Genomic DNA, 12,530 nt, shown 5'->3' with positions numbered 1-12,530 from the left:
GCGCTTAAGCCATTCAGCTCTCAGGTGAATACAACTAAGGCGGGCGACTGCTTGTCAGGCAGGGCTTTCGGTTGCAGGGCATAAGGTACTGAGACGTCGTGTTATCGATATTCCAAATTGCATTTATTATTTTCAACCCAATAATAGTCCACAATGGAATAAATTGAATAATGATTTATTGATATTTTTACACAAGAATACTTAAAAATTGTTTTTCTCAGTTAACCTAGTGGGCCCTGTAAAAATAATGGGTATAAAAGCCTGGGGCAGCGGTTAAACACTGCCCTCGCTCTCGACCACCAGGATTCTTGCCTCGCCTACAGGGTGGGCTACGTGTTCAGTACCGGCAGAAGCAAAGAAGATATCGCCGGTTTCGAGCAAAACGGTCTTTTCCTGCCCTTCTTCCCGATAGCGCATTTCCACCTGGCCATCCAACACAGCAAAGACCTCTTCACCGTCGTTGATGTGCCACTGATATGGCTCGTTGGTCCAGTGCAAGCGGGTGGTAATGCCGTTCATATTACTGATGTCTTTGGCACCCCAGGCGCGGCTGGCGGTGAATTCTTTGCTGCGGATAATTTCCATTGCTGAACTCCGTTCTTAAATTAGGACCACTTATCTGCCGGGGCTTTAAAGTTTTGAAGCTCGCTGAGCAGTTGTGACGGGCTATCGGTATTAATCAGTAAATCAGCATAGTGCGGCCGCACAAAACCAGACTCTGCCATGGTTCGGATCATGCTCAGTAAGCTGTCGTAGTAGCCATTGACGTTATAGAACGCGCTCGGCTTTTTGTGCAGGCCAAGCTGGCCCCAGGTCCAGGCTTCAAAGATTTCTTCCAGCGTACCGGCGCCGCCGGGCAGGGCAACAAAGGCATCGGCCTGCTCCATCATGGCGGCTTTACGCTCGCGCATATCGGTAACGATGGTCAGCTCGGTCAAATTTTTATGGGCGAGCTCGCGGTTCACAAGGTGCTCTGGCATCACACCATAAACAGCTGCGCCTTCACCCAGAAAGGCATCCGCAATCGTGCCCATCAATCCGACATTACCACCGCCATAAACCAGGCTGACCCCGTTGTTCGCCAGGTATTGCCCCAGCTCTTTGGTAGACTGCTCATAAATGGGGTCATTACCCCGTGCCGAGCCACAAAAAATCGCAACTTTCATATTTGTATTCCTGTTTAGAGTTTTTACTCGCCCTGCCAGATGCTAATGCCTATATCCACTTTTTAAGTTCATCAATGACAGTATTCATTCGGTTTAACAACGGCTTTTTGGTATGGGTGGCCAGGTACAGTGTTTCAGTCACTGGCTTCGGTAACAGATGCACCCGAATCTGCTCCCGCTTGGCAAACGCCTCTACCGCATGCTTTGGTAACACCGTAAAGCCCAGCCCTCTGCTTACCGGCTCCAGAATCAGGTTGATCTGGTTGGAAAAGCCAGATTTGCAAAACTGGCGGCTGTTCTGAAACTGCGGATAATTTTCTGACAGCAGCAGTTGAGCATGATAGGCACCATCGGGGTGATCCACAAAACCCAACTGCAAAAGCACCTCCCAGCCCGGCTCTTCGATATGCGCTGGAGTAACCAGCAACAGGGGTTCTTCTGCGATGGCAATCGAGTACACCTCCGGTACGGTGCTGGCGGCTGTCATCAGGCCGATATCGGCGGTCGATTTAGCGATGGATCGTTGAATATCAGAGTTGGGAGCAAAACGGTAGTCGATGACTAACTGCCGGTGCTGGCTTTGCAGGGCCAACAGGCGCGGATATAGTCGCAGGCCAACACTGCCGGGCGACATCAGCCGAACTTCCCCCTCAAACGGCGGATCTTCTTTAATGCGCTGTTTCAATTCAGTGAGCGCGGTAACGATTTGCTGCGCTTCGCTGTACAGCCGCTCACCGGCATGCGTCAGCGAGAACTGTTTGCCCTCCCGGACCAGCAAATCCGCCCCCACCTGCTCTTCCAGCTTACGAATATGCTGGCTGACACCGGATTGCGTCATGTGCAGTCGTTCGGCGGTCTGGGTGAAATGACCGACTTCGACCAGCGTACAGTAAGTACGCAACCACTGCGGATTAATCATTACGTTTCTTACTCACAAATATAATAAACGATAATTTTCTATACTTATCCGGCCTTTGTAAACTGTTCATAACCTAAACAGTGAGGCAACAAACATGAGCAACAGCTATCCAAGAACCTTTTCGCACATCGGCATTTCCGTGCCGGATGTTGACGCAGCCGTTAAGTTTTACACCGAAGTATTGGGCTGGTACCTGATTATGGAACCAACAAACATCACCGAAGATGACAGCGCCATCGGCGAGATGTGCACCGATGTCTTCGGCAGTGGCTGGGAGAAATTCCGTATCGCCCATATGTCCACCGGCGACCGCATTGGCGTTGAGCTGTTCCAGTTTAAGAATCAGCAAAACCCGGAAAACAATTTTGAATACTGGAAAACCGGTATCTTCCACTTCTGTGTACAAGACCCGGATGTTGAAGGCCTGGCTGAGAAGATTGTTGCCGCTGGTGGTAAAAAACGTATGGAAAAACCACGTTACTATTACCCGGGCGAAAAACCTTACCGCATGATCTACATGGAAGACCCGTTCGGTAACATTCTGGAAATTTACAGCCACAGCTATGAATTAACCTACAGCGACGGCGCTTACTAAGCGGCTTGCCTAAGCCGTTTAACCCCAAAACAGGGCCCGGTAGCAATCGAGCCCTGTATAAGTTTTACATTTTTAACATTCCACCTGAGCGCCTGAAGGCTAGAATGACAGCCTTTACCGCACGTGGAAAACATCCTTAATGAGCACACCTAAATTAAAGCCGCTATTACCGTTCCTGCTCATACTTCTGATGACCACTGGCATTGTCATCATCAAACCCGACCCGCACAGCGAAAATGAACTGCAGATTACCGTCAATAACATCCTGAGCCCCTATAGCGCTGTAACGCTTTCCAATGAAGAAGCAATAACCATTCAGCAGGCGTTTCGAAAGGCAGAATTAAAAGGCGGCCCGGAGTTAGACAACGCGATTGAAACCGCGGGCTTCGATCCCGATGTATTTAAACAACCACCGCCACCGCTCAACGAACCAAACGGTAACAAAGCACCGGTTGACCAGCAGCGACCCGGCCGGGTTTTTGAATCATTAGCAACGCAATACGGGCCAGAAGACTTCAGAATTTTTAGTGACGCTGTCAATGAACGCAATGAACTGCTCCCACAATATCGATGTGAATTTAAAGAGGATGGCATCGAAAAATCGATTCCTGTGCGCTGGGAAAACGTACCAGAAAACACACAATCGCTGGCGGTTGTCATGTATCACTTCCCCAATGCTGAAGACCATGCTCACGCAAATTCCTATTTGCTGTTATGGCACATCAACCCTGAAGTGACGGACATTCCGTATGGCATGGCCGAAACCGGCGACTGGTTTATGGGCTCGAACAAAGATGGAGATTCGGTTTCCTATACCTCACCATGCAGCCACAGCCCCGGGGCTCACAGCTACACAATGGCTATTTTTGCGCTTGCGGAAACACCGGCGGCACTGCCCAAAGAAAGTTCTGTTGCAGTCGACTTTGAAACATTTATGACGGCGATAGAAAGTACCCCCATCGTTGGCAAGGCAGAGCTGTCTTTCACCGATAAATACAACTGAACTACGGCACGCCATTCAAAAACTTGAACAGTTCACTGTCGGTAGATAACACCAGCGTCGTATTCCTGGAGATAATGGCCGGGTAGGACTGCATTGTTCGGGTAAACTCATAAAGGCTGATAGCTGCCGGGCTTTGATTGTAGGCCTGGGCGTATATTTCTGCGGCTTTGGCATCTGCCTCACCTCGAATCTCTTCAACCTGCCGATAGGCCTCGGACTGGATTTTGTCCAAATCCCGAACCCGGTCCCCGCGAATTCTTGCCGCTTCACCATTACCTTCCGAGAGAAAACGCTCAGCAATCTGACGGCGCTCACTGATCATGCGCTCGTAGATTTTCGGGCGAACACTGGCATTGTAATTAATGCGCTTAAAACGGATATCGAGCAATTCAATACCAAATACCTGAACCTTTTCTGCCGCTGCGGCGAAAATCTCCTGCTCTACCAGCTTTCGGCCTTTGTGAATGGGGACCAGTGAGCCGATTTTCAGTTCATCTTCAACATCACTCAGCAAGCCTTCTCGCAGGGGTTCGCGATCTTTTGTTGTCCGGATTATTTCAATCAGTTCATGCTTGGCAACCGCATTACGGGTTTCACTGCCTAAAATATCGTCCAGCCTGGATTGTGCACTGCGCTCATCGCGAAGGCGCAAAAAATATTGCAGCGGATCTGTAATACGCCACCGCGCAAACAAATCGACAGAAATATACAGTTTGTCTTTAGTGGGCATATCGGAAGGGTCACCATCCCACTCCAGAACACGCTTATCAATTGCATTGACTTCCTGAATGAAGGGCATCTTGATATGCAGGCCTGCATCCACCACCGGCGAGCCAACGGGCTTACCAAACTGTGTAATAATAACCTGCTGTACTTCACTTACGGTATAAAGCGCATTGCTCAGCCCAAGGAACGCCAGTATGAAAATTACCAGCAAAAAGGTTAAGCCGTTTTTCTTAGTTTTCATGGCTTCGCTCCTTGTTGAGCATCCAAGTTCAAGAGCGGCAAAACATTATTGGTGCTTTCATCGATAATTATTTTTGACTGAATACCCGGCAGCACGGCTTGCAGGGTTTCGATGTAGATCCGTCGCTTAGTCACTTCGGGTGCCTTAATATATTCTGCATACAGTGCATTGAACCGGGCGGTATCGCCTTCCGCTTCATTGATCCTCTTTAAGCGATAGCCATCCGCCTCTCGGATACGCTGATCTTTCTCACCCAATGCCAGCGGTATTACCTTGTTATAATCACGCCGGGCTTCATTTATCAGCTTTTCTTTTTCCTGTTGCGCCTGGTTCACTTCATTAAAGGATTCCTGAACCGGCTTAGGCGGATTGATGTTTTTTAATTGCACCTGATCAATGCTGATGCCCATAACATACTTCGTTGACAGGGCCTGCATCTTAAGCAGAGCTTCAGATTCTATTTCCTGACGCCCGATAGTGATGACCTCATCCACTGTGCGATCGCCCACTACTTCGCGCATTACCGATTCAGACACATAGCGCAAAGTTTCGCTCGGTTCACGAACCTCAAACAGGTATTTTACCGGGTCTGAAATACGGTACTGAACCACCCACTCCACCAGAGCCGCGTTTAAATCACCGGTAACCATTTGAGTTTCACGTTGCCCTTCCTGCCCCTTGGGCGATTGGTAAGGATCATTGGCGCCAGGAGTCGCAAAGCCGAACTCTTGTTTCAGTTGACGCTTAACAGGTACGATCTTCGCGGTATCAATACCAAACGGCAGCTTTAAGTGCAGACCGGGAGGCACATTTTTGATGTACTGGCCAAAACGTTGCACGACTGCAACCGAATCGCTGGGAACGGTATAGAGCGCTGTCCAACCAACACCTGCGAGCAATATAATGATGATGAGAATTACAAAACTAGATGGGCTTCCACCCGGAAGAATTTGTTTAAAACGACGAAAATTATCACTAAATACATCGTTTAAATCAGGAAGCGACTTGTTGTGACCGCGCCAGGGGTCGTTATCAGGATCATCGTGATTGGACATACATCAGCCCTCTTTCGACAGCTGAAAAAATTTTCGGCTGCCTGGGTCAATTTTAGGTCGTATCAGAGGGATTACAAATTTAAAAGCATGATTTAAACAGGCTGGTTTAGCCGGTCACCGTTCCAGCATCGGGACAAAGCGGTTCCGCATTCTGTTCACGGGTGCCTTTCTATTTCCAAATAACTGTTCCATTAATAATTTCGAGCGACCTTAACAGTGTAAGCCGATTATCACTATCAAAGCTTTTTAGTCATTTTAAAATAAGGGATATCACTTTTAAAAAACCGCTCCCCCTCTGTTTTAAAATCAAACTTTCTATAGAAGGCTATGGCTGATTCTCGTGCATCAAACCAAAACAGATTAACATTCGGTATCTGACTGACTTCCGCCAGCATGTGCTTAAGCATTGCAGTCCCTATTCCCTGTTTTTGGAACGCAGCAACGGTGGCAAACTTTCGTAACCGTGCCCTATCACCGTGAATATAAACCGAGGCCACAGAGACAATGCAGCCATCCACCTGGGCTCCGTAATGGCGCCCGGTTTCATCACCTTCTACTTTGCAGAACGAAGGATCTTTGTGAGGCCATAGCACCTGATGACGAATATCGATGGTTTGCTGCCAAGTCAGAGTTTTTATTTTCATTTAAATTCATCTCCACGAACACTCAACTGCATCGCAACGCAATCAATGCCAACACCAAAGCCATCTTCAACGGTATTCAATACCACGAAGCCGTGCCGGGCATAAAATGCCTGAGTGTGCTGTGAGGTTTCAATCTTAACCACAGAAACAACCGGGCTCTGCCTGAGCTTATTGAGCCGGTAACGAGTCAAAGCATTGCCTATACCCTTTCCGTGATAACTTCGAAGAACCATGCCCCAGCACAAACTACCTGTATCTTCGTATATTCCAAAGCCGCCGCAGGCAACGGTACACCCCTGCAGTTCAACGACAAAATAATGACTGTCAGATCCCAGAGAATCCAAATAGGCCTCGAACTCTGCTCGTTCACTGGCATCGAAGTAGGTATCGGAATTGCTATCGAATATGGCCAGGCAAGTGTGTTTATCCGTAGCTTTGTAGTGTCTAAAATTCATGGGTAAGCAAATTTCCGGGAAGGTTGAACAGTGATGCAAACGAGGCTGCCGGGCCATAGCCCGACATACCGCTGAATTTAAATAAATTCTGGTGAATCGAATACCGTGATTGCCGGCAGCGCCTCTTCATATTTCTCAACCTCGACTAAAGCGCTGTGCGCCGCGGTACTCTGCGACAGCCGTGATGTTCGTTTATCTTGGGTCAGCACATTCGGGTTACCGTGTTTATCCAGGCTGTTTTCAGCTTTCGGATCAAGCGGGTCGTACCAGGCGCCGGTGCACAAATAGACGGTTTTTTCACGAATGTCGTCTGTTACCACAGCCCCGGCGAGGCAGGCGCCGCGATCGTTATAGACTTTCAGAATATCGCCATCTGTAATGCCGCGTGCGAGGGCATCGGCCGGGTGAATCATAATCGGCTCTCGCCCTTCAATTTTGACGCTGCGGCTGTAACTGCCCGGATCAAGCTGGCTGTGCAGTTTGGTTTTCGGCTGGCCGGAAATCATATGCAGCGGAAAGCTTCTAGCCCGCTCAGACGTCAGTGACTCCGTTGGTGGAAGCCAGCTGAACTGCCCGGGGCAATCGGAATAGCCAAACGAGGCGATACGTTCGCTGTAGAGTTCGATCTTACCGCTCGGTGTCGTTAGCGGGTTAGCCGCTGGGTCTTTGCGGAAATCTTCGAGCAAAATGGTATCTGGGTTTGGATCAGCAAACTCGATCACATCGCCCTGCAGGAAGCTATCCAGATCCGGCAGTTCAACACCCAGAGCCAGAGATTCCGGCTTCAGCGCCTGCCACATGTCTTCCAACCAGCCCCTTGCGTTTTTATTACCCGTAAATTGCTCTCCAATACCCAAACGCTTGGCAATCTCGGTAAAAATATCAAATTCATCGCGCGCCTCACCAACCGGGTCTATTACCCGTGGCATGGGGATCAGGCTGTTATCACGCGAGCCGGCGCCAATGTCTTCACGCTCCAGTGTTGTGGTAACGGGTAAGACGATATCGGCAAACCGTGCCGTTGAGGTCCAGTTGATTTCATTGACGATGATGGTTTCCGGTTGTTGAAACGCTTTAATCAGCCGGTTGATGTCCTGATGGTGATGGAACGGGTTACCACCGGCCCACCAGACCATTCGAATATCCGGGTAGGTCAGGTCCATGCCGTTGTACTGATAGTCGGCACCGGGGTTCAGCAGCATATCGGCAATACAGGCCACCGGAATGAAGGTATCCACCGGGTTATTGCCCTTAGGGAAAGCCGGCCAGCGTATCGGGCGGTTCATAAGGCCTATTCCGCCATCCGAGCCATAGGCGATGGCATAGCCGCCGCCGGGCAGGCCGATTTGACCCAGCATGGAGGCGAGTGTAATCGTTCCCCAAAGGGTCTGTTCACCATGCTCTGTTCGCTGAACACCGGCTGCCGTGCAGATGAAGGTACGGGAGTGCGCCATCTCACGAGCCAGCGTTCGAATGCGTTCGGCCGGGATTTCCGATAACGCGCTGGCCCATTCGGCGGTTTTTTCGATGCCATCCTGCTCACCCAGAAGGTAAGTTTTCACCTGCTCGAAGCCGACTGTGTAGGTATCAAGAAAGGCCTGATCATGCAGGTTTTCGGTCAGCAGTGTGTGCGCCAGTCCCAGCATAAGCGCAGAATCTGAACCCGGTACCGGTGCCAGCCATTCTGCTTCAATCTCCTCGGGGGAATCTGACCGGCACGGGTTAATATCTACAAAACGGACGCCCGCTTTACGGCAAGCCAGCAGGTCATCTTTTAAACGGTGCCGAGTACAGCCACCGGGCGACACTTGCGCACTCTTAACCGGTATGCCACCGAACATCACCACCAGTTCGCCATCCCGGGCGATGCTCGACCAGCGTGTCGCAGTTGAGGTCAACTCATCAAAGTCACCAACGATGTGTGGCAGTAACACTAATGCAGTGTTGTAGCTGTAATTACCCTCACTTCTTACAAAGCCACCGGCGCAACTCAAAAAGCGTTTAAGCTGGCTTTGCGCATGATGAAACCGACCGGCACTGCCCCAGCCATAAGAGCCGCCGAAGATGGCCTTATTACCGTGTGTCTTGCGCGTTGAATCCACGGCTTCACTGATCAGCTCGAAGGCTTTTTCCCAGCTGACTTCAACAAAAGGTTCCTGCCCCCGCTTATTATTCTGGTACTGAGGGCCGTTCTCTAAATAGCCTTTACGGACCGCCGGTCTTTTAATTCTCGCCGGCCCGTAAAGGGAGCTATCCATATTGTCATTGATCTTGGAAGGGTCCGGGTCGAGCGGGTGAGCGCTTACCCGCAGTAATTTGCCGTCTTTTACTTCCGCAATTCCAGCTCCCCAGTGGCTGGAAGTTGTGTACTTTTTCATCCTGTGGTCCTGAACCTGAATTCCTGGCTACTTTATACAGGTTCTCTGGGAAAAATTGGACAGGCACGGCGAATTTCCCTGCTGGCCTAAAGGCCAACCTACAAACACACCGCGTTCTGTAGGTCGGGCTTCAGCCCGACAAAGTCAACCACAGATTTACAAGCGACCCTGTTGGCCTAAAGGCCAACCTACAACCGAGCCGCATTATTTGTAGGTCGGGTTTTAGCCCGACAACCCAACCGAAGCTTCAGCGACTACCGGTGTTGGCCTAAAGGCCAACCTACAGCCACGCCACATTTGTAGGTCGGGCTTCAGCCCGACACAACCCCAGGTCAATCACCGAAAAAGACTACTCTGCGATAAAACCCAACAGGCCACCGCAAAAGCATCATCTCAGAAACTCATGTTTCTCTTTAAACGCAATTACATCCTGCATCGCGGTTTCAACGTCGACACTCAGCACAGCAAGTTTGCCGTAATCCGTCCAAATGGTTTCTTCCACGATATCGTGAATGGCGGCGGCTATCTCGGTGACCTTGCGTTTATACTTTGCGTACTCTTTTTTAATTTCTTTCTGTTCTTCAGTTAATGCCATAACAAACTCTCCTTTTCTTGCGGGTGCTGCATTTCACTTTTAAAACTTTGCAACGCAGGCGATTGCAGTTTTCATTCCACGCCTTCAATAAAGCTGCGCTGTCTTAATCAGCGACAAAAAAGGTTATTGACCGAATAGTTTGTTTGTCACCTACCCAACAAAAGCCAACATTCTGTACCGACATTTGCCAGTCAACAAATTCCCGGCCTCCTCCTAAAGCAGCATAAAACGGGCACTTGGATCAAATCGCAAACCTTTGGCGCGGTATTCGCAATAGTCCTTACAGGGAACCGTCATTCGAACAATCGGAGACAAACTATTATGGCTATTCGTCAATGTGCAATTTACGGCAAAGGTGGTATCGGTAAATCAACGACTACTCAGAACCTGGTAGCAGCTCTGGCTGAAGCAGGTAAGAACGTCATGATTATCGGCTGTGACCCAAAGGCTGACTCAACTCGTCTGATCCTTCACGCAAAAGCTCAGAACTCCATTATGGAGATGGCGGCCGAAGCAGGTTCAGTTGAAGATATCGAACTGGAAGATGTACTGAAAGTAGGTTACGGCGGTGTTCGCTGTGTTGAATCTGGTGGTCCAGAGCCAGGTGTTGGTTGTGCCGGTCGTGGTGTAATCACAGCCATTAACTTCCTTGAAGAAGAAGGCGCGTACGAAGAAGACTTAGACTTCGTATTCTACGACGTACTGGGTGACGTTGTATGTGGCGGTTTCGCAATGCCAATTCGTGAAAACAAAGCACAGGAAATCTACATCGTTGTTTCCGGTGAAATGATGGCAATGTATGCCGCGAACAACATTTCTAAAGGTATCTGTAAATATGCAGCAACCGGCAGTGTTCGCTTAGCTGGTCTGATCTGTAACTCTCGTAAGTGTGACCGTGAAGACGAGTTGATCATCGCATTAGCAGAAAAAATCGGCACTCAGATGATTCACTTCGTACCACGCGACAACGTTGTACAGCAGGCTGAAATCCGCCGTATGACCGTTATCGAATACAACCCTAAATGTCAGCAAGCTGATGAATACCGCGCTCTTGCCCGTAAGGTCATGGATAACGAACTGTTCGTTGTACCTAACCCTTGTACGATGGATGAGCTGGAAGACCTGCTGATGGAATTCGGCATCATGGATGTTGAAGACGAATCAATCATTGGTCAGAAAGCTGAAGAAGCTACTGCTTAATTTTTCGATCAACCAAATAACTAACAGGAGTCTGTTATGACAATAGACAAATCTGCGACCGACGCGTTGATCGAAGAGGTGCTTGACGTCTATCCGGCGAAAGCTAAGAAAGACCGTACCAAGCACCTGGCATCGAACGACACTGAAGCGACTAAAAGCTGTGTAACTTCAAACCGTAAATCTCTACCTGGTGTAATGACGGCCCGTGGCTGTGCATATGCAGGTTCTAAGGGTGTGGTTTGGGGCCCTATCAAAGACATGATCCACGTTTCTCACGGCCCGGTTGGCTGTGGTCAGTACTCACGTGCGGGACGTCGTAACTACTACACCGGTACCACTGGCGTAAACGCTTTCGGTACCATGAACTTCACTTCCGATTTCCAGGAACGTGACATTGTATTCGGCGGTGACAAAAAGCTGGCGAGCATTGTTGACGAAATTGAAACTCTGTTCCCTCTGGCTCAGGGCATTTCAATTCAGTCTGAGTGCCCGGTTGGTCTGATCGGTGACGATATTGAAGCCGTTGCTAAAACCAAAGGCAAAGAGATCGGTAAAACCATTGTTCCGGTTCGCTGTGAAGGTTTCCGCGGTGTTTCTCAGTCTCTGGGTCACCACATCGCTAACGACACGGTTCGCGACTACGTTCTCGAAGGCGCTGCCGATAAAGAACAGAAGCGTGAAGTGGGCCCTTACGATGTTGCGATCATCGGTGACTACAACATCGGTGGTGATGCCTGGTCTTCACGTATCCTGTTGGAGCAAATCGGCCTGAACGTTGTTTCTCAATGGTCTGGTGACGGTACTCTGCCAGAGCTTGAAAACACACCAAGCGTTAAGCTGAACCTAATTCACTGCTACCGTTCTATGAACTACATCTCTCGTCACATGGAAGAGAAGTACGGTATCCCTTGGATGGAATACAACCTGTTTGGCCCAACCAAGTGTGAAGAATCTCTGCGTAAAATTGCTGCCTTCTTCGACGAAACGATTCAGGCAAAAGCTGAAGAAGTTATCGCTGAATACAAGAAGCAGTGGGAACCCATCGTTGAAAAGTACAAGCCACGTCTGCAAGGCAAAAAAGTCATGCTGTACGTTGGTGGTCTGCGTCCTCGTCACGTTATCGGCGCGTATGAAGACCTGGGTATGGAAATCGTGGGTACCGGTTATGAATTCGCACATAACGATGACTACGTAAAAACTGCAACTGAAGTGAAAGACGCCACGCTGATTTACGATGACGTGACCGGCTTTGAACTAGAGAAGTTTGCAGAAGTCATTAAACCAGACCTGATTGGTGCGGGTGTGAAAGAGAAATACATCTTCCAGAAGATGGGTATTCCTTTCCGTCAGATGCACAGCTGGGATTACTCAGGCCCTTACCACGGCTTTGATGGCTTCGCTATCTTCGCACGCGATATGGACATGACCCTGAACAATCCATGTTGGGATAAATTGACTGCACCTTGGAAAAAAACTGAAGACGAAGCTTTAGCAGAAACTGCCTAAGGTTTTCATCAGAACCCGTATCAGGACACGTAATTTTACGTATAACG

Annotated in this window: 13 protein-coding genes; 4 read left to right on the top strand and 9 right to left on the bottom strand. The window is 49.4% G+C overall.

The features are described from left to right. Positions 1–273: 273 nt before the first annotated feature. From BCF53_RS13545 to BCF53_RS13535, 3 genes are read right to left on the bottom strand one after another with little or no spacing between them, the layout of a single operon-like run. Positions 274–585 carry a cupin domain-containing protein gene (locus BCF53_RS13545; protein WP_132702279.1) on the bottom strand — a complete coding sequence of 104 codons (312 nt, stop codon included), beginning with the start codon at positions 583–585 and terminating at the stop codon, positions 274–276. A gap of 20 nt (positions 586–605) precedes the next feature. Next, positions 606–1,166: an LOG family protein gene (locus tag BCF53_RS13540; protein WP_132702278.1), complete on the bottom strand. Its 561-nt coding sequence runs from the start codon at positions 1,164–1,166 to the stop codon at positions 606–608. Between the two features lie 49 nt (positions 1,167–1,215). Further along, positions 1,216–2,085, bottom strand: coding sequence for a LysR family transcriptional regulator (locus tag BCF53_RS13535; protein ID WP_132702277.1), 870 nt, complete (start codon positions 2,083–2,085; stop codon positions 1,216–1,218). Between the two features lie 94 nt (positions 2,086–2,179). On the opposite strand from BCF53_RS13535, the gene BCF53_RS13530 reads away from it, so the two are divergent. Together BCF53_RS13530 and BCF53_RS13525 are read left to right on the top strand one after the other, a co-directional pair. Next, positions 2,180–2,680: a lactoylglutathione lyase family protein gene (locus BCF53_RS13530; RefSeq protein ID WP_132702276.1), complete on the top strand. Its 501-nt coding sequence runs from the start codon at positions 2,180–2,182 to the stop codon at positions 2,678–2,680. A 139-nt stretch (positions 2,681–2,819) separates the two neighbouring features. Then, on the top strand, positions 2,820–3,683 hold the full coding sequence (locus tag BCF53_RS13525; RefSeq protein ID WP_132702275.1) for a hypothetical protein: 864 nt from the start codon (positions 2,820–2,822) through the stop codon (positions 3,681–3,683). A gap of 1 nt (position 3,684) precedes the next feature. Here BCF53_RS13525 and hflC read toward each other — a convergent pair whose 3' ends face one another. The 6 genes from hflC to BCF53_RS13495 all read right to left on the bottom strand — a co-directional run bounded on the left by hflC (position 3,685) and on the right by BCF53_RS13495 (position 9,777). Next, a complete protein-coding gene (gene hflC / locus BCF53_RS13520) occupies positions 3,685–4,650 on the bottom strand; it encodes a protease modulator HflC (protein WP_132702274.1) in 966 nt (321 codons plus the stop codon). Next, positions 4,647–5,705: an FtsH protease activity modulator HflK gene (gene hflK, locus BCF53_RS13515; RefSeq protein WP_132702273.1), complete on the bottom strand. Its 1,059-nt coding sequence runs from the start codon at positions 5,703–5,705 to the stop codon at positions 4,647–4,649. The genes hflC and hflK overlap by 4 nt, the downstream gene beginning before the upstream one ends. A 236-nt stretch (positions 5,706–5,941) precedes the next feature. After that, a complete protein-coding gene (locus BCF53_RS13510; protein ID WP_132702272.1) occupies positions 5,942–6,349 on the bottom strand; it encodes a GNAT family N-acetyltransferase in 408 nt (135 codons plus the stop codon). Next, on the bottom strand, positions 6,346–6,804 hold the full coding sequence (locus BCF53_RS13505; protein ID WP_132702271.1) for a GNAT family N-acetyltransferase: 459 nt from the start codon (positions 6,802–6,804) through the stop codon (positions 6,346–6,348). The genes BCF53_RS13510 and BCF53_RS13505 overlap by 4 nt, the downstream gene beginning before the upstream one ends. Positions 6,805–6,881: 77 nt before the next feature. Continuing rightward, positions 6,882–9,182 carry a molybdopterin guanine dinucleotide-containing S/N-oxide reductase gene (locus BCF53_RS13500; protein ID WP_132702270.1) on the bottom strand — a complete coding sequence of 767 codons (2,301 nt, stop codon included), beginning with the start codon at positions 9,180–9,182 and terminating at the stop codon, positions 6,882–6,884. A gap of 388 nt (positions 9,183–9,570) precedes the next feature. Next, on the bottom strand, positions 9,571–9,777 hold the full coding sequence (locus BCF53_RS13495) for a CCE_0567 family metalloprotein (protein WP_132702269.1): 207 nt from the start codon (positions 9,775–9,777) through the stop codon (positions 9,571–9,573). Between the two features lie 321 nt (positions 9,778–10,098). Here BCF53_RS13495 and nifH point away from each other — a divergent pair, with 321 nt between their 5' ends. Both nifH and nifD read left to right on the top strand, forming a co-directional pair. Then, the gene (gene nifH, locus BCF53_RS13490; protein ID WP_132702268.1) at positions 10,099–10,977 is read left to right on the top strand and encodes a nitrogenase iron protein; all 879 of its coding nucleotides are present in this window, start codon (positions 10,099–10,101) and stop codon (positions 10,975–10,977) included. A gap of 36 nt (positions 10,978–11,013) precedes the next feature. Continuing rightward, positions 11,014–12,483: a nitrogenase molybdenum-iron protein alpha chain gene (gene nifD / locus BCF53_RS13485; protein ID WP_132702267.1), complete on the top strand. Its 1,470-nt coding sequence runs from the start codon at positions 11,014–11,016 to the stop codon at positions 12,481–12,483. Positions 12,484–12,530: the final 47 nt, after the last annotated feature.

It is taken from the genome of Reinekea marinisedimentorum (genome assembly GCF_004341165.1).
Classification (GTDB): domain Bacteria; phylum Pseudomonadota; class Gammaproteobacteria; order Pseudomonadales; family Natronospirillaceae; genus Reinekea; species Reinekea marinisedimentorum.
Note: the sequence above shows the minus strand (reverse complement) of the source record. Positions and strands in the feature narration are given on the sequence as shown.